The organism is Streptomyces sp. NPDC036764 (assembly GCF_055609385.1).
Map to the genome: position 1 here is coordinate 367,156 of NZ_JBVJPT010000003.1, position 17,156 is coordinate 384,311.

Below are 17,156 nucleotides of genomic sequence, written 5' to 3' on the forward strand. Positions count from 1 at the left end.
CCGAGACCATGGCCATCGACGTCACCGCCCTGCGGGCCCACTTCCCCTCCCTGGACAGCGGCCTCGCCTTCTTCGACGGTCCGGGCGGCACGCAGACCCCCGGCCCCGTCGCCGACGCCATCGCCGCGACGCTCACCGGCCCGCTGTCCAACCGGGGCACCGTCAGCCCGTCCGAGCTCAACGCCGAGCGTGCCGTCGCCGGGTTCCGCGCCGCCTGCGCCGACCTGCTGAACGTGCCCGCGGACGGCGTCGTCCACGGACGCAGCGCCACCCAGCTCACGTACGACTTCTCCCGCCACCTGGCCAAGGACTGGAGCGCGGGCGACGAGATCGTCCTCAGCCGACTGGACCACGACGCCAACGTCCGCCCCTGGGTGCAGGCCGCCGAACGCGCCGGGGTGACGGTCCGCTGGATCGAGATCGACCCGGAGACGACGCAGCTCGACCTCGACTCCTACGAGCGGGCCCTGACGTCCCGCACCAAACTGGTCGCGGTCACCGCGGCCTCCAACGTGCTGGGCACCAAGCCGCCCGTGCGCCGGATCGCCGACCGCGCCCACGAGGCCGGCGCCCTGGTGTACGTGGACGGCGTCCACTACGCCGCCCATCACCTGGTGGACGTGCCGGCGCTCGGCGCGGACCTGTTCGTCTGCTCGCCGTACAAGTTCCTCGGACCGCACTGCGGGGTGCTCGCGGCGGCGCCCGAACTCCTCGGCACCGTGCGCCCGGACAAGCTCCTGCCGTCGCCGGACACCGTGCCGGAGCGATTCGAGTTCGGCACCCTGCCGTACGAGATGCTCGCCGGTACGGCGGCCGCCGTCGACTTCCTCGCCGCGATGGACCCGGGTACGGGAACCGGGCGCAGGCAGCGGCTGACGCACTCGCTCGGCGCACTGCACGAGCACGAGCGGGTGCTGCGGGCGCGGCTCCAGGAGGGCCTGTCGGCCATGGGCGACGCGGTCACCCTGCACTCGAAGGCCCCCGACCGCACCCCGACACTCCTGATGACCCTGGAGGGCCGTGACGCGCGCGAGGCCCAGGCGCATCTCGCGGAGCGCGGCGTGGTGGCGCCGGCGGGGTCGTTCTACGCGCATGAGCCGTTCACCGCGCTGAAGCTGCAGGACCCCGCCCTGCGGGTGGGCCTGGCCCCCTACAACACCGCCGAGGACGTGGACCGCTTCCTCGACGGTCTGAGCGCCTTCCTCTAGCCGCCCGGGGACCGGACCGCTCCCGCCCCGGCGGTCTGAGGGGAACTGGCCGAGGGCGTGGCGGTCGGCGCGGCGACGGTCGTCACCGCGAGGGTCTCGCCGATCCGGGACCGGGCGTAGAACCACGCGGCGTCCGGGTCGTCCAGGCCGACCCAGTCGCTGCTGCTGGCGAAGTCGCCCAACGCCAGCGGCTTGGTGAAGGTGCCGATGTAGAAGGGCCGGTCCTGGTTGTCGCGGAGCTCGACCACGTTGGGCACGTTCACCTGGATGGGGTCCTTGGAGCGCACCTTGAAGGGCAGAAGGCGTGAGGCGTGCTTGGCGGCGACCCTCAGCGGCCCCGAGAGCCCGGTCCGGTCGTCGTACTTCGACAGGACCGCCAGGACCCGGCCGTCGACCGTGAGGGTGTACCGGCGCAGGTCGAGCGTGCCGGCGACGGGCGACGGGGTCGCCGTGGACGGCGGGGTGGAGCCGGAGTGCGCCGCCGCGGGCGGGATCCGGTTCGGGGGCGGGTCGTCCGGCCGCCCGCCGGGGTTCAGGTGTGCGGCGAAGCCCAGGACGACCAGGGCCGCGGTCCCCGCGCCGAGGCCGACGGCCGTACGGCGGCGGCGTCTGCGGCGCATCGCACGGGCCCGGATCCCGGCGCCGTCGACAACGGGTGCGGTCGCCTGAGTCGCCGCCAACTCGCGCAGCGCGGCGGAGAGTTCATCGGACATGGCCGCTCTCCTTCCGGACCGGCCCGTCGGCCTCGTCCCCCGCAAGACGCTTCGCCAGTTCCGCTCGCCCCCGCGACAGCCTCGCCTTGACCGTCCCCACGGGGGCACCGGTCTCGGAGGCTACCTGTTCGACACTCAGGTCGCACAAATGGTGCAGGACGATCGCCATCCGCTGGGCCTCGGGCAGTTCCCTCAGGGCGGCGACGAGCGCGGTGTACTCGGGCCCCGGCCCCGGGGCGGGATCCGGCGGCGGGGTGCGCCGCATCAGTTCGAGCCAGCGCTTCGCCCGCCGCCAGCGGCTCACGGCCAGCCGCATGGCCACCGTGCGGATCCACGCCTCGGGAGCACTGTCCGCCAGGAACTGCCCACGCCGGTCCCAGGCTCGTACGAACGCCTCCTGCACGACGTCCTGGGCCTCGCCGTGGTCTCCGGTGAAGGCGTACAACTGGCCGGTCAGCCGGGGGAACGCGGCGGCGTAGAACGCGTCGAACTCGTCGTCGGTCATGCCCCCACCGGATTCCCTGGCCATTGCGTGCAACCCGGCCACCTCCGCCGTGCGTACAGGTCCCGTAGGTCGCTCCATTCACTCAGGTCGCGCTCCGCGAAACGCAACCCCACCAGGAAGACGGACCACACGCGTTCCCGGCTCCCTCTTCCGCAGGAGGCGTTGGCCACATCCGCGGCGGTGCCGGCCCGACGGCTGTTCAACCTACGGGCACGGGCGGGCAGTTGCCCGTGCCGACCAGGCCGGGCGCCCGCGCGTGCGGCCACGACCGTGTTCCCGAACCGAAGGACCCCCCAGGTGCCCCCGACCCACGACGTGCTCCCCGCCGGCCATGACTTCGCCGCCTACGCCCGCACCCACTGGCCCCGGCTGGTGGTGACCGCGCGGCTGCTCACCGACGACCCCGGTGCGGCGGAAGAGTTGGTGCGGAGAACGCTGGCGCGGATGTGCGCGTCGTGGCGCCGCGTGCCGCGCGACGACGTGGACTTCCACGTACGGCGCTGCCTGGTGCGCAGCCATCTGCGCGGGCTGCGCGGGCGGCGGGCCGCGCGGCGGCGGACCGTGCTGGTGCTGCGGTTCTGGGAAGGGCTGGCGGACGCGGAGATCGCCCAGGTGCTGGGCTGCTCGGCGGGCGCGGTGCGGGCCCACGTCCAACGCGGACTGCGGGCGGCCGGCACCGACGCCGGGCAGCTTCGCGAGGTGTACGCCCGTGCCGTGCGGGACGTCGTCCCGTCCGAGGTGCCGCTGGCCGGCGTCCAGGCACAGGGCTGTGCGCTGCGGCGGCGCCGCCGCGTCGTGGCCGCGGTCGGGTGCGCGGCGCTGCTCGTGCCCGGCGCCCTGTTCGCCGCCGACCGGATGGGGAGCGGCATGGATCAGGACGGGGCGTACGGGGTGCGCGACGAGGGCGGTGCGCCGAGTCCGGTCCGGGTCGTGGCGCCGGGCGAACGGGTGACCGCCGGGCCCGGAGTGCGGGTGTGGCTGACGGCCGACGGCGGGCACTGGGCGGTGCCCGTCTCCCCCACCCGCCCCGGTGAACGGGACGACACCGGCGCACCGCTCGACGAACCGGGCGTCACGCTGCGGATGGACACCGTCAACGGCGGGTTCCTGCTGTCGGGCATCTTCCATGGACTGGACGGCGAGCCGGACCGCATCGAGGTGAAGACCGGCGACCGCAGGAGCACCGCGAAAGTCCTCGTCCTGGCGGGCAGTCCGGGCTGGGGCATCTGGTACGCGAGCGCGCCCGTGTCCGAGAAGAACATGAAGTTCGTCCTGTCCACCGGCGAGGGCGAGAACGACGACGAACGGATCGTCACGGTGTACGACGCCTCCGGCAAGGTCGCCGCACGCTCGGACCGCGAGTGGTGGCGGATATGAACGCGACGACGATGCCGGAATCCCCGTCCGGCGGGCGGCACCGCGAGCGCACACCGTTGCGGATCAGGTTCCGGCGCACCCGGGGCCGGCGGCTTCGCCGGCTGCTCCACGCCTTCCTCGCCCTGGTCGCGCTGCTGTGCGTGGCGGCCGTCGTGGCGTACCACCTGACGACCATTCCGAAGCCGCACCCCGAGACCGTCACCCAGAGCACCGTGTTCCTCGACTCCGGCGGTGCCTATCTGGGCCGGCGCGGGCCGGTCGACCGGCAGGACGTCGCGTTGTCCGCGGTGCCCCGGCATGTGCAGGAGGCGGTGATCGCCGCGGAGAACCGCTCCTTCAGGACCGACCGGGGGATCTCGCCGCGGGCCATCGCGCGGGCCGCGCTGGCCACGCTGACCGGCGGCGACCAGCAGGGCGGCTCCACCATCACCCAGCAGTACGTGAAGAACGCCCTGCTCAGCCCGGAGCGGTCACTGACCCGCAAGGCACGCGAGGCACTCATCGCGATCAAGCTGGACCGCACCCGCAGCAAGGACGAGATCCTTCAGGGCTATCTCAACACCGTGTACTTCGGGCGCGGCGCGGCCGGCATCCAGTCCGCCGCGCGCAACTACTTCGGCGTGGACGCCAAGGACCTGACGGTCGCGCAGGGCGCGGCGCTGGCGTCCATCGTCAACATCCCGTCGTACTACGAGAAGGCGGGCTCCGACGCGGAGGTCACCGCGAAGCTGGCGGGCCGCTGGGAGTGGGTACTCGACGCGATGGTGGCGAGCGGCGCCATCACCGCGAAGCAGCGGGCCGAGGCGCGGTTCCCGGCGTTCCGGTTCTATCCGCCGGGCGAGACCGAGGGGCAGCGGCAGTATCTGATCGACGTCGCCGCGAAGGAGGCCGCCGACCGGCTCGGCATCACCGAGGACCAGCTCGCGAGCGGCGGCTACACCGTGACGACCACCTTCGACCTGGCCCTTCAGGACCGCGCCACGCAGTTGGCGCAGGACCGTCCCGGCGGGAAGCGGGGGGTGCGGGTGCACACCGCCGTGGTGGGGATGGTGCCCGGCGACGGAGCGGTACGGCTGCTGTACGGGGGCTCGGACTATGCGCGCCAGCCGTTCAACGACGCGGTGAGCGGAGCGGTGGAGGCGGGTACGGCCCTGGAGCCGTTCGGCAAGGTGAAGGTGGGTGCCCCGCTGGGCGGACTGCTGAGGACGGCGGCGCCGACCCCGCTGAACCTGACCTCGGCGTACGCGACGGTGGCGGCGGACGGCCGGTACGCCTCGCCGTACACCGTCGCACGCATCACGCGGGAGGGCCGCACCGTGTACCGGGCCCGCCCCGAGGTGGCGCGCGTGCTGGACCAAAGGGAGGCGTTCCTGGCGGGCGCGCAGACGGGGGCCGGGCCCACGCCGGTGATCGTCGACGCCGCGCCGGGCTCCGCCGCCGGCTCCCGCCCGGACTCCTTCCCGGTGGAGGCGAAGGGCTTCGCCACCGGCGGGGCGGGCGGCGGGATCACCCGCCGGACCGTGTGGACCACCGGCTACGACAGCCGACTCGCCCTGACGGTCACCCTGTTCGCCGACCGGGCGGGCAGCAGAAAGGGCACGACGGTCCCGGCCCGGCTACCGAACGACCCACCGCCGACGGAGTTCGCGGAGCGGGTGGCCGCGGGGGTCTGGGGGGCTGCGACGAAGGAAGGGTCGAAGGACGGGGCGAAGGACCGGGCGAAGGACGCGACGAAGAACGGGGCGAAGGGCGGCTCGAAGGGCGAGTGACACGGGAAGGGCTCCCGCCGCCGCGAGCGCCGGGGTCCGGCTGGTCCGGCGGCGGGCGGGGCGGCGCCCTCCGACACCCGGCGGCCCGGGGCTTCGCGGCGGCCGGCGTCACGGTCCGGTGCCCTCCAACACCCGGCGGCCCGGGGCTTCGCGGCGGCCGGCGTCACGGTCCGGCGCCGTCCGACATCCCGAGGCCCGGGGCTTCGTGGCGGCCGGCGTCACGGTCCGGTGCCGTCCGACACCCGGCGGCCCGGGGCTTCGCGGCGGCCGGCGTCACGGTCCGGTGCCCTCCAACACCCGGCGGCCCGGGGCGTCGTGGCGGCCGGCGTCACGGTCCGGTGGTTGCCGCCGCGGGTGCGGGTGCCGTCCTGCCGTCGCGGCCGATCCTGCGGGCCGCGGGAACGAGGCAGATCGCGAGCGCGCCGCCGAGTCCGGCCAGGGCGAAGGTGGTGAAGCCCCAGCTCTCGTTGCCGCTCGCGGCGAGTTCGCCGATCAGCCAGGGTCCGACGACGGCTCCGGTACGGCCGACGCCGGTGACCCAGCCGAGGCCCGCGGCCCGCTCGCTGTCGCGGTAGACGGTGCTGGTGGCGGCGTAGACCATCACCTGCGCGCTGAACAGCCAGACACCGGTGACGGCGACGACGACGTAGGTCACGCCGAGCGGCAGTTGGGCCTGGAGCAGCAGGGCCCCGGCGGCGGTCAGGACGAACCAGATCGCCGACACCCGTACCGCGCCGAACCGGTCGGCGACCCGGCCCGCGATCAGCAGTCCGACGATGCCGCCCGCGTTGATGACCAGCAGGAAGCTGACGGAGGAGTTCAGGCCGTAGCCGGAGGCCCGCATCATCTGCGGCAGCCAGGTGCTGATGCCGTACACCAGCAGCAGTCCGCAGAAGGACGCCAGCCACAGCAGCGGGGTCGCCCAGCGCGACTCGGGCCGGAAGAGTTCCCGTACGGCGGCGAGCCTGCCCGCCGCGCCGGCGGCCGGGGCGGCGACCTCGGTGGGCCGGGGCAGCCCGTAGCGGTCGGCGACTGCGTCGGCCCTGTCCCGCTCACCGCGCGCCAGCAGCACACCGGGCGACTCCGGCAGCAGGCGCAGCAGCAGCGGCACGGCGACCAGGGCCGGGACCACGCCCGCCCAGAAGACCCAGCGCCAGCCGGCGGCCGGGGCGAGCGTCAGGCCGAGGCCCGTCGCCGCCATGCCTCCGAAGTGGTACGACGTCATGAGCAGGCCGGTGGTCAGGGCGGCCCGGCGCGGTGGCGCGAACTCCAAGGCCATGGCCAGACACAGCGGCATGAGCCCGCCGAGGCCGAGCCCGGAGACGAAGCGTCCGGCGCCGAAGAGGCCGATGTCGCCGGCCACGGCGCACAGCGCGGACCCGGCGGAGAACAGGCTCACACTGGCGACGAGCATCAGCCGGCGGCCGAGCCAGTCGGTGAGGTTTCCGGCGGTGAGCGCGCCGATGAGCATGCCGAACGTCGTCCAACTGCCGATGGTGCCCGCGCTGTCCGGGGTCAGTCCGAGGCCGGGGTCGTCGAGCATGTGCGGCATGACGGCGCCGTAGATGTTGACGTCCATGCCGTCGAAGAACACGGCCAGCCAGCACAGGGCGAGGACCGGGAACACGGTGCGGAAGGTGTGCGGGGGACGGGGCGCGGGGGGCGTGAGGGAGCGGGACATCATCGTCCTGTTCGCTAGGTGAAATTTCTTTCGTAGGAGATGGAGCACGAGTCTCAGGTCGGGGCAGTCGGGTGTCAACGGTGCTGCACGGGTTGATAGCTGCTGGACAGCCGAGGGCGGTGACCGGATGTTTTGCGCCCGTGGTCGAGGGGAACCCGGTCGCGGTCATCGGGAGCCGGAACCGGCTCCCTTCGCACTGAGAGAGAAGTTGAAGCGCCGTGACCGCGCCCGCCGTGAAGAGAGAGGTCCTGCACGTGCCCGAGACGGGCTGGACGAAGGCCGCCCGTCATCTGCACGGCAAGGCGATACGCACATGCCTCGCCCCCGTCGAGGACCGAGGTTCCCCGCGCCCGGCGCGTTCGAACACCGAGTGGAACATCGTCCGGGGCGAGGACTGACGGCGCCCAAGTCCCGTTCCCCGCGCATCACCGCTGCCGTTCGGGGTACCTCGGGTCCATGAGGGTGAGCGTGCTCGACGCCGGGTCCAACACGGTCCGGCTGGCCGTGTGCGACGTCGGGGACGGGGTGCCGCTTCCGGTGCACACCGCGAAGTGGAAGCTGCGTCTGTCCGAGCAGGTCGCAACCGACGGCTGCCTCGGGGAAGCGGCAACGGACCGCCTGGTCAAGGCGCTCCACGCGGCCTGCGAGATGTCCCGGCAGTGGGACGCGCCCGAGCCGCTGGCGTTCGCGACCGCCGTGGTGCGCGACGCACCCGACCGGACGGACGTGCTGGCGGCCGTGCACAGCCGGACCGGTCTGCGCCTGCGCGTGCTGCCGGGTGAGGCGGAGGCCCGGCTGACGTTCCTGGGCGCCCGGCGCTGGATGGGCTGGCGCTCCGGCCCGCTCGCGCTCTTCGACATCGGCGGCGGCACCCTGGAAGTCGCCTTCGGCCGGGGCCGTACGCCGGACTTCGCGGCCTCCCTGCCGCTCGGCGCCAACCGTCTCACCAACGAGTTCTTCGGCTCCGCGGACCCTCCCCCGCAGGCGGACCTGGTCGCCCTGCGCCGCAAGGTGCGCCACCAGTTACGGGACGTCTCCGCCCGTATCCGCTGGGAGCACCCGCACACCGCCGTCGCGACCTCGCGGACGTTCCAGCAACTGGCGCGACTGTGCGGAGCCGCTCCGGGACGGCACGGTCCGTTCGTGCAGCGGGCGCTGCGCCGGCAGGACCTGCGCCGGGCGATCGACCGGCTGGCCGGGCTGACCGCCGACGAGCGGGCAGGACTGCCCGGCATCTCCGGCCCGCGGTCCCGGCAGAGCCTGGCGGGAGCGATCGTCGGACACGCCGCGATGAAACTGAGCGCCGTGAAGACCCTGATGATCTGCCCGTGGGCCCTGCGCGAGGGCATCCTCCTGCGCTACCTGGAGGACGGGGCCGACTGGTGGGCCGACCTGGAGCGGCACGACGGCACGAGGAAGGTCCTGGACGGCATGCCGGCCGGCACACGCCCCTTGCGCGTGGCCACGCCGCCGGCGATGACCTGAGGAGATCGGCTTCAGGGGCGCACGAAGCGGTACTTGAGGTGGGTGGCCAGGGGTGTCGCCACCATCCTGAGCGGCTCCAGGTCGCGCCGCCCGGGCCCGAGTCCCTCGAAGAGCCGCAGTCCCGCTCCGAGCAGCGCGGGCACGACGTGAAGCTGGAGCTCGTCGACGAGGTCCGCCGCGAGGTACTGCCGCACCGTGCCCGCGCCGCCCGCGATGTCGACGTTCCGGTCCCCGGCCGCGGCCTTCGCCCGGTCGAGGGCGTCGTGGATGCCGTCGGTGACGAAGGTGAAGGTGGTGCCGCCCTCCTTCACGAGGGTGGGGCGGGGGCGATGGGTGAGCACGAAGACCGGGGTGCGGAAGGGCGGGTTGTCGCCCCAGAACTCCTCGCCGGTGTCGTACATGGTCCGCCCCATCACCACCGCCCCGGTGGCGTCGAACCACTCACGCATCAACTCGGAGTCGGTGTTCTCCTCCCCGCCGGTCATGCCCTGGCGCTCACGCCAGCTCGCCAGGTTGTGGATCCACTCGAAGAGCGGCTCGGCGCCGTCGCCTCCCGGGTTGTCGACGGTGACGCCGGTGCCGGCGACGAAGCCGTCGAGGGAGATGGCCAGATCCGCGGTCACGGTGACGGTCACGATGGGTGCTCCTGAGTTCTTGTGGGCCCGTGAGCCCGTGAGCCCCTGTGCGCTCTGTGGGGCCGTGGGTTCTGTGGGTCCTGGGAGGTCCTGCCTTCACCCTCACGTCGATCGGGGTCCGCCACCTTCGACACTCCCGCCGACATTCGTCCCGGCCCGGCGACGTGGCAGCAACCTGTCAGTCCGGCCGCAGCACGGGGTACACCCGCTGGTCGCGTGTTTGGCTTCCCCGAGTTCCGAGGAATCCGACGCTCTCCGGAGGGCCCAGATGGAGAAGTACGGCGAGACGCTTTTCGCTCTCGACCAGGACGAGGAGATACGCCTCGGTCTGCTCGCCGAGGTGTTCGACCCGCTGTGCACCCGCACCCTCGACGCGCTCGGCGTGGCCCGTGACGCCCGCTGTCTGGAGGTGGGCGCGGGTTCCGGGTCCGTCGCACAGTGGCTGTGCGGGCAGGTCCCGGACGGCGAGGTGATCGCCACCGACCTGGATCTGCGGCTGCTCGACCGCGTACCGGAGCCGCGGCTGCGCAAACTGGTGCACGACGTCACCACCGACCCCTTCCCGGACGGCTCCTTCGACGTCATCCACGCCCGGCTGGTGCTCAGCCATCTCCCGCAGCGCGACGACGTCATGCGGCGGATGCTGAGCTGGTTGCGGCCGGGCGGGTTCGTGCTGATCGAGTCGTTCTGCTGGTTCCCCATCGACAGCGCGCCGCATCCGACGTACCGCAAGGTGATGCAGCGCTGGAGCAGCCTCATCTGCGGGACGCTGGGCACGGATAGCTGGTGGGCCCGCAGCCAGCCCGGGTCGTTCGTCGACTACGGCTACCGCGACGTCGGCGCGCACACCATCACCCAGAACCTGCGCGGCGGCTCCCGGCTCGCCGACTTCTGGCGGCTGACCGTGGACATGTCGCGCGAGCAGCTCATCGCGGGCGGCTATGTGACGCCGTACGAACTGGACGAGTTCAACGGCCTGTTGCGCGACGACTCGTTCTGGGACCTGGCACCCGCCCTGGTGCAGTCCTGGGGCCACAAATAGGGGTGCCGTCCATGCCGCAAACAGGGGTGCCGCCCATGCCACCCATGGCGTCCACCAAGGCCACCGCCACCCGCGCGGGCACCCTCGCCGAACGGCCGCCCCGCGTCGGTCTGCTGTCCTTCCTCGACTGCCGTCCGATCCTGTGGGGCCTGCGCAGGCAGGGCCTGCTGCCCGGCCTGGATCTGCGGTCGCTGTCCGCCGAAGCGGCCGGTGACCACCTGGTCGCGGGCGACCTCGACCTGGGCCCGATCAGCCTCGCCGAGTACCTGCGGCACACCGACGAACTGCTGCTGCTTCCAGGACCGGCCATCGCGGCCGACGGTCCCGTCATGTCGTGCCACATCGTCAGCCGGGCTCCGCTGCACGACTCCCCCGCCCCGCGCGTGGGCCTGACGTCCACCAGCCGGACGACGGTGCTGCTGGCCCGGATCCTGCTGGAGGAGCGTCTGGGACTGACGCCGCGTTACTTCACCGGACCGCCCGACCCGGTGGCCCTGCTGCGCCGGGCGGACGCGGCGGTCGTCATCGGTGACCCGGCCCTGCGGGTGCACTTCGACGGCGTGCCCGGCTTCGGCACCGCGCTCGTGCACGACACCGGGCAGTTGTGGACCGAGTGGACCGGGCTGCCGATGGTGTTCGCCGTGTGGGCGGTCCGGCGGGAGTACGCCGAGCGCCGGCCGGGGACGGTCGCGCGGGTGCACCGGGCGCTGCTGGCCGCCCGCGACCACGGGCTTGAGCATCTGCCGCAGGTCGCCGCCGAGGCGTCCGCCGGGTCGGGCTTCACCGAGGCGCAGTTGCTGTCGTACTACGAGACCCTGCGCTACGACCTCACGGCGGACGGCGAGCGCGCCGTGCGCCGCTTCGCCGGCCTCGCCGCCGACCGCGGGCTGGTCCCCGGGGACTGGGCCCTGCACCGCTTCGAGGGGGCACGGTGAGCGACGAGTCCGCAACTCCCGTGCGGCACGCGGCGGCGCTGCTGCCGCGGATCCTCGAACCCGCGTCGCGGCCCGATCCGTATCCCCTGTACGAGGAGATCCTCGCGGCGGAACCCGTGTGGGTGCCGGGTCGCCCGGTGGTGGTCTTCGCCTCCCACGAGGCGTGCGACGCCGTGCTGCGCGACCCCCGCGCCAGCAACGACCGGCGTCATGCCCTGATTCACGGGGCGACCGACCCGACCGACGAGGGGGCGCCGCGTCCGGCGGAGCTGCCGTCCTTCCTGTTCATGGACCCGCCGCGGCACGGCGTGCTGCGGCGCCTCGCCGCCCCCCGCTTCACCCCCCGGGCCGTGCGGGCGCTGGAGCCGATGATCAGGGAGCTGATCGACGACCTGCTGGACGAGGCGGCGGCCCGGGGACACCTGGACGGCGTCACGGACCTCGCGTCCCCGCTGCCGGTGACCGTCATCTGCCGGGTGCTGGGCATCGACACCGGTGAGCGGGAGTGGTACCGCACGCGCTCCTCCCTGCTCGGCCAGGCGGTCGACCCCTACCTGGCGTTCCTCGGAATCCCGGCGCCGGGCCTGGACCGGCGCCGGGAGGCGGAGGCCGAACTCACCGCGCTCTTCGGCCGGTTGGCCGCCGAGCGGCGGGCCGAGCCTCGCGACGACTTCGTCTCGGACCTGCTGGCGGCCGACATCGACGGCGAACCGCTCGCGCACGAGGAGATCGTCACGACCTGCCGGCTGCTGCTGAACGCCGGGCACGAGACGACGGTCAGCCTCATCGCCAACGGACTTCTGGCCCTGCTCGACCAGCCGGAGACGCTGGCCGCGCTGCGCGACGATCCGGCGGCCACGGCGCCCGTCGTGGTCGAGGAGCTGCTGCGGCTCCAGCCCCCGCTCCAGCTCGTCCACCGGCACGCCCGCGAGGACATGGACGTACGCGGCACCCGCGTGCCACGCGGCGCCACCATGGTGCTGCTGCTGGCGGGCGCGAACCGCGACGCCTCGGCCTTCGCCTGCCCCCACCGCTTCGACACCGCGCGCTCCGACAGCGCCCGGCACCTGTCCTTCGGCCTCGGCACGCACTACTGCCTCGGCGCCCCGCTGGGCAGGCTGGAGGCCGAACTGGCCTTCATCCGCTTCGCCCAACGCGTCGTCGCACCGCAACTCGCCGAGGGCGCCCCGCACTACCGCCCGCATGTCGTCCTGCGCGGCCCGGCGTCCCTCCCCCTGCACACCCGCACGATCCTCGACCGCACCACACCCTGGGACGCCGGCACACCATGAGCGACCGGACCGGCAGGGGACGGGGACGGACCGACAGGGCACGGGGCCGGGCGGACCGGGCACGGGGAAGGGCCGGCCGGCACGGTGACCGCACTGGCGCTGACCGCGACGCTGGAGCGGCGCGGGATGCAGGTGGCCCGGGATCCAGGCGGCCCCGGACGCAGGTGGCGCGAGCCGCGAGGCGGCTTCACCGGCGCCGCAATGCCAGGACCGCGTTGTGGCCGCCGAAACCGAAGGAGTTGCTCAGGGCCAGGTCGCCGCGGCCGGGCAGGGTGCGGGCGAAGTTGGTGACCACGTCGAGCGGGATCGCGTCGTCGAGGTCGTCGCAGCCCAGGGTCGGCGGGATGATCCCGCGGTGCAGGGTCAGCGCCGTGGCCACCGCCTCCACACCGCCCGCGCCGCCCTGAAGGTGCCCGAGGCTCCCCTTGAGGGCGGTGACCGGCACGGGGACGGTGCCGTCCGCGTCGCCGAAGACGGTGCTCAGGGCGGCCGCCTCCGCGAGATCGCCCTCGACGGTCGCCGTGGCGTGCGCGTTGATGTGCATCACGTCGCCGGTGCCGGCCCCGGCGTCGGCGAGCGCGCGGCGCAGTGCGGCCGCTATCCCCTTGCCCGTGGGGTCGGGGGCGGCCATGTGGTGCGCGTCGGCCGACAGACCCCAGCCGGCGGCCTCGCAGTAGATGCGGGCGCCGCGGGCCAGCGCGTGCTCCTCCGACTCCAGCACCAGCAGCCCGGCCCCCTCGCTGTTCACGAAGCCCTGCCTGTCCTTGGCGAAAGGCCGGGACGCGGCCTCGGGGTCGTCGTTGCGGGCGGACAGCGCGCGCATCGCGGAGAACGCGGCCATGACCTCGGGCGTCACGGCGGCCTCCGCCCCGCCGGCGAGCACGACGTCGACATGGCCGTACCGGATGCGGTCGATGGCCTGGCCAATGGCTTCGGTACCCGAGGCACAGGCGCTGACCACGGTGCGGGCCTCCCCGGTGATGCACAGGTCGAGCGATATCTGGGACGCCGCCTGGGAGGGCACGGTCATGGGCGCGGTGAGCGGCGGCACCGCCCGGGCGCCCCGGGCGCGCAGCTTGCGGTAGCCCTCCACGAGGACGCCGGCGCCGCCGATGATCGTGCCGACGCACACGCCGACCCGCTCCGGGTCCAGGCCGCTGTCCCGGGTGCCGCTCGCCGCGAATCCGGCGTCCCGCCACGCTTCCCGGGCCGCCGTGACGGCTAACAGGGCCGCCCGGTTCATGCGCCGCGCCTGCGGCTTGGGCAGCAGCCCGGCGGGGTCGACGGGGACGGTCCCGGCTATGCGTACCGGAAGGTCCGCGAACTCGGGCCCCGTAAGCGGCCGGATGCCCGAGCGGCCGGCGAGCAGCCCTTCCCACAGGGAGGAGTTGCCGACGCCGAGCGGGGTGATCGCGCCGAGTCCGGTGACCACGACTCGCCTCGACATGTACCTGACATTGCCCATGGTAAACGCTTTCCCTTCATTCTCCTGCGACTACTGCCAGTTCTTCCGATGGACTGACAAACCGTCCACGCGGCGGACGCGACTTGAGGCATGCTCACGTCTGAAGGGGTCGATGGCGCCTCCGGCTAGTGTTTGATCGTTCGAGGACCTGAACGAACGGGGGAGACATGACGGAGTCGCGCGATTCAGACATACCCGAACCACCGGAATTCCAGCTCGAATTCGCCGACCTTCCGCATCTGCTGCGCGCCTGGCGCTCCGAAGCGGGACTGAAGCTCGGGCGCGGCAAGGCGCTGCCGCAGAAGGAGGTCGCCCAGCGGATGGGAGTCAGCGAGCGCTGGTACCGGGCGCTGGAGAGCGGCGCTCAGGTCCCGCTCACGCTGGACACCTTGACGCTGCTCGCGGAGGCACTGGTCCTCGGCCCGGACGAACGTACGGCTTTGTACTGGTACCGGCTGACCGAGGTGTCGGACGAGAAGCAGTCGGCGGAGGACGGCGGCAGGTTCGGCCGGCTCAGGGAACTGGTCGACGCGCAGACAACGTTTCCCGCCTACCTCATCGACCACGCATGGAACGTCATCGCCTACAACGCGCTCATGGCCCGGTGGTTTCCCTGGGTCCGTGAGCCGGAAGCCAATCTGATGCGCTGGGTTCTGCAGAATCCGGAATCGCGTGAACAGATAGTGGAATGGCGTAAACAGGCCGCCCTGTATCTTGCGCAGTTGAGGTTCGCGCTTTTCCGTAGTCCGGACGATCCGACGCTCAACGGTTTACTGACGAGCGTGCAACACGAACCCGTGTGCCGAGAACTCTGGAACGCCGGGCCACGCATCATCGCGTTCCGGCAGGGCGGGAAATTCCGCCTGGCACTCCCCCATATTGCAAAGACCGAGTTGGTTGTCACCGCCCAGGTCCTCCTCCCCGCTTACCGTCCAGGCGCCCGCTTCGTGGCTCTGATGCCGGCGTAGCGGCGCCCGCCCCGCGGTCAACTCTACACAGAAAGAGACGGCTGCGAACCGGCAAGTTTTTGCCGCTTGACAAGCCTTGACGCCCCTTGCAACCTCGATCAGGCGCAACCTGTGATCCGTCCGGCTTTTTCTGCCGGGCGGGCAGTCGGGGTGTTTTACCTCTCACTGGGGATTGCGTCTGTGGCGCACGGGGGGTCCGTGCCAGGTCCGAGTATCTTTTTTGCTGCGGAATGGTGACATGGAAAGTCAGACGCTCGTCAGATCCGACACCACCCGGACGACGCTTCAACCACTGACCGGCTCCGAGTCCGTTGCGGCTCTGCTGGACGCCCTGCGGCTGCGTACGGTGCGGGAGTTGCGGCTCGCGCTCCCCCGTCGCCCCTACGACCGCCGGGTTCGGGAGCGGGCGGCACTGCTCAGCTCCGAACTCGTGCGCCGCGGGGCGCAGGTGCGCGTCCTGCATCTGGCGGATGTCGCCCGCGATCCCGCCCAGGCCGAGGACCTGCGGCGGATCGCCGCGTCCGGCGCGCAGGTGCGGGCGCTGCCGCACCTGCCGATCTGGATGGCCGTGGCCGACCGGGACCTGGCGATCGTGCCGTCGGACCCGGGGCGCGGCGACTCCCCGGCCACGCTGCTGCGCGGACGGTCCCTGGTGGCGGGCCACCAGGCCCTCTTCGACCAGGTGTGGGCGAGCGGCGCGCCGGCGGAAAGCCGTGCCGGTGCGGCCGAGGCCATCGGGCTGGACGAGCGGGAGCGGGAGGCGCTGGCGCTGCTCGCCCAGGGGCTGACCGACGAGGGCATCTCCCGACGAACCGGCCTGTCCGTCCGCACGGTCCGCCGGACCATAGCGGGCATGATGTCCAGAATGGGCGCCCAGAGCCGCTTCCAGGCGGGCGCGGAAGCGGCTCGACGTCAGTGGATCTGACGGGACTTCGGTCGGGCGGAGGCTCGGCCGGGTGGCCGGCGGGCCGATCCGGGGCGGTTGGGCGACGGCGGCAGGCGGGCGCCTGAAGCCGGCGTCACGGGCTCGAAGCCTGCGTCGGCTCCGGTCGACGCGGGCGCCGGACCCGAATCGGCGCCCGCCCCACCGCACCCGTCCTACAACCCCGTACGGGCCAGATCCTGCTCGGCGTAGCGTTCGCCCGCCGGCGGGGTGAGGGCGTCCAGGCGGGCCAGTTCCGCAGGCGGGAGAGGGACTTCGGCCGCTGCGGCGTTCTCCTCGACGCGGGTCACGCGCCGGGTGCCGGGGATGGGGACGATGTCGTCGCCCTGGGCCAGCAGCCAGGCCAGCGCGACCTGCGCGGGAGTGGCCCCGACGGCCTCGGCGACCGACTCCACCTCGTCGACGATCCGCAGGTTCCGCTCGAAGTTGCCCTCGGCGAACCGGGGTGTGGTCAGCCGGAAGTCGTCCGGGGCGAACTGCCCGGTCGAGCGGATCGCGCCGGTGAGGAACCCCCGGCCGAGCGGCGAGTAGGCGACGAGCCCGATCCCCAGGTCGCGCAGGAGCGGCAGCAGCGTCTCGGCGGGCTCGCGGGACCACAGGGAGTACTCCACCTGCAGCGCCGTGACCGGGTGCACGGCGTGCGCGCGCCGGATGGTCTCGGGGCCGGCCTCCGACAGCCCGACGTGGCGGACCTTGCCCTCGCGCACGAGCTCGGCCAGCGCGCCCATGGTGTCCTCGATCGGCGTGTCCGGGTCGACGCGGTGCTGGTAGTAGAGGTCGATGTGGTCGGTCCCCAGCCGCCTGAGCGAGCCCTCGACCGCCTTGCGCACATTGGCCGGTGAGCTGTCGATCACGTTGGGGCCGGCGCCGTCGTGCGAGACCAGTCCGAACTTGGTGGCGATCACCACCTCGTCGCGTCGTCCGGCGACCGCCCGCCCGACCAGTTCCTCGTTGACGAACGGGCCGTAGATCTCGGCGGTGTCGATGAGGTCGACACCGAGATCAAGCGCCCGGCGGATCGTGCGGACGGCTTCCTCCTCGTCGCTGCCCGCTCCCGTGTAGTAGTCGGACATCGACATGGCGCCCAGGCCGATGCCTGATACATCGAGGCCGCCGAGCGAAACGCGCTGCACTGAGA

Annotated in this window: 16 protein-coding genes; 10 read left to right on the forward strand and 6 right to left on the reverse strand. The window is 72.9% G+C overall.

Features of this window, described 5'->3' with window-relative positions:
• The first annotated feature begins 8 nt into the window (after positions 1-8).
• On the forward strand, positions 9-1,208 hold the full coding sequence (locus ACZ69Q_RS16615; protein ID WP_471042631.1) for a cysteine desulfurase-like protein: 1,200 nt from the start codon (positions 9-11) through the stop codon (positions 1,206-1,208).
• Here the strand turns inward: ACZ69Q_RS16615 and ACZ69Q_RS16620 are convergent.
• Positions 1,205-1,921: a hypothetical protein gene (locus ACZ69Q_RS16620; RefSeq protein ID WP_471042066.1), complete on the reverse strand. Its 717-nt coding sequence runs from the start codon at positions 1,919-1,921 to the stop codon at positions 1,205-1,207. The genes ACZ69Q_RS16615 and ACZ69Q_RS16620 overlap by 4 nt on opposite strands.
• Positions 1,911-2,426, reverse strand: a complete 516-nt coding sequence (locus tag ACZ69Q_RS16625; RefSeq protein WP_471042068.1) for a SigE family RNA polymerase sigma factor — start codon at positions 2,424-2,426, stop codon at positions 1,911-1,913. The genes ACZ69Q_RS16620 and ACZ69Q_RS16625 overlap by 11 nt, the downstream gene beginning before the upstream one ends.
• 297 nt (positions 2,427-2,723) lie before the next feature.
• Between ACZ69Q_RS16625 and ACZ69Q_RS16630 the strand changes: the two genes are divergently transcribed.
• Both ACZ69Q_RS16630 and ACZ69Q_RS16635 read left to right on the forward strand, forming a co-directional pair.
• Entirely contained in the window at positions 2,724-3,803 is a 1,080-nt protein-coding gene (locus tag ACZ69Q_RS16630) for a sigma factor-like helix-turn-helix DNA-binding protein (protein ID WP_471042070.1), read from the forward strand.
• Positions 3,800-5,572 carry a transglycosylase domain-containing protein gene (locus ACZ69Q_RS16635; protein ID WP_471042071.1) on the forward strand — a complete coding sequence of 591 codons (1,773 nt, stop codon included), beginning with the start codon at positions 3,800-3,802 and terminating at the stop codon, positions 5,570-5,572. The genes ACZ69Q_RS16630 and ACZ69Q_RS16635 overlap by 4 nt, the downstream gene beginning before the upstream one ends.
• 328 nt (positions 5,573-5,900) lie before the next feature.
• On the opposite strand, the gene ACZ69Q_RS16640 is transcribed toward ACZ69Q_RS16635, so the two are convergent.
• Entirely contained in the window at positions 5,901-7,253 is a 1,353-nt protein-coding gene (locus tag ACZ69Q_RS16640; protein WP_471042072.1) for an MFS transporter, read from the reverse strand.
• A gap of 218 nt (positions 7,254-7,471) precedes the next feature.
• Between ACZ69Q_RS16640 and ACZ69Q_RS16645 the strand changes: the two genes are divergently transcribed.
• Complete coding sequence (locus ACZ69Q_RS16645) at positions 7,472-7,651, forward strand: hypothetical protein (RefSeq protein ID WP_471042073.1); 180 nt, start codon at positions 7,472-7,474, stop codon at positions 7,649-7,651.
• Between the two features lie 58 nt (positions 7,652-7,709).
• Entirely contained in the window at positions 7,710-8,738 is a 1,029-nt protein-coding gene (locus tag ACZ69Q_RS16650) for a Ppx/GppA family phosphatase (protein WP_471042074.1), read from the forward strand.
• A gap of 11 nt (positions 8,739-8,749) precedes the next feature.
• Here ACZ69Q_RS16650 and ACZ69Q_RS16655 read toward each other — a convergent pair whose 3' ends face one another.
• Positions 8,750-9,373 (reverse strand): dihydrofolate reductase family protein, encoded by a 624-nt coding sequence (locus ACZ69Q_RS16655; protein ID WP_471042076.1) that lies wholly within the window; start codon positions 9,371-9,373, stop codon positions 8,750-8,752.
• Positions 9,374-9,641: 268 nt separating this feature from the next.
• Between ACZ69Q_RS16655 and ACZ69Q_RS16660 the strand changes: the two genes are divergently transcribed.
• The 3 genes from ACZ69Q_RS16660 to ACZ69Q_RS16670 are packed head-to-tail and all read left to right on the forward strand — an operon-like array spanning position 9,642 to position 12,642.
• Entirely contained in the window at positions 9,642-10,415 is a 774-nt protein-coding gene (locus tag ACZ69Q_RS16660) for a methyltransferase domain-containing protein (RefSeq protein WP_471042077.1), read from the forward strand.
• A 44-nt stretch (positions 10,416-10,459) separates the two neighbouring features.
• Positions 10,460-11,350: a menaquinone biosynthetic enzyme MqnA/MqnD family protein gene (locus tag ACZ69Q_RS16665; RefSeq protein WP_471042078.1), complete on the forward strand. Its 891-nt coding sequence runs from the start codon at positions 10,460-10,462 to the stop codon at positions 11,348-11,350.
• Positions 11,347-12,642: a cytochrome P450 gene (locus ACZ69Q_RS16670; RefSeq protein ID WP_471042079.1), complete on the forward strand. Its 1,296-nt coding sequence runs from the start codon at positions 11,347-11,349 to the stop codon at positions 12,640-12,642. Before ACZ69Q_RS16665 ends, ACZ69Q_RS16670 begins: the two co-directional genes overlap by 4 nt.
• A 187-nt stretch (positions 12,643-12,829) precedes the next feature.
• On the opposite strand, the gene ACZ69Q_RS16675 is transcribed toward ACZ69Q_RS16670, so the two are convergent.
• Positions 12,830-14,089: a beta-ketoacyl-[acyl-carrier-protein] synthase family protein gene (locus tag ACZ69Q_RS16675; protein WP_471042081.1), complete on the reverse strand. Its 1,260-nt coding sequence runs from the start codon at positions 14,087-14,089 to the stop codon at positions 12,830-12,832.
• A gap of 185 nt (positions 14,090-14,274) precedes the next feature.
• Between ACZ69Q_RS16675 and ACZ69Q_RS16680 the strand changes: the two genes are divergently transcribed.
• Both ACZ69Q_RS16680 and ACZ69Q_RS16685 read left to right on the forward strand, forming a co-directional pair.
• The gene (locus ACZ69Q_RS16680) at positions 14,275-15,075 is read left to right on the forward strand and encodes a helix-turn-helix transcriptional regulator (RefSeq protein ID WP_471042082.1); all 801 of its coding nucleotides are present in this window, start codon (positions 14,275-14,277) and stop codon (positions 15,073-15,075) included.
• A 238-nt stretch (positions 15,076-15,313) separates the two neighbouring features.
• Positions 15,314-16,000 (forward strand): helix-turn-helix transcriptional regulator, encoded by a 687-nt coding sequence (locus tag ACZ69Q_RS16685; protein ID WP_471042084.1) that lies wholly within the window; start codon positions 15,314-15,316, stop codon positions 15,998-16,000.
• A gap of 173 nt (positions 16,001-16,173) precedes the next feature.
• Here ACZ69Q_RS16685 and ACZ69Q_RS16690 read toward each other — a convergent pair whose 3' ends face one another.
• Positions 16,174-17,151 (reverse strand): aldo/keto reductase, encoded by a 978-nt coding sequence (locus ACZ69Q_RS16690; RefSeq protein WP_471042086.1) that lies wholly within the window; start codon positions 17,149-17,151, stop codon positions 16,174-16,176.
• Positions 17,152-17,156: the final 5 nt, after the last annotated feature.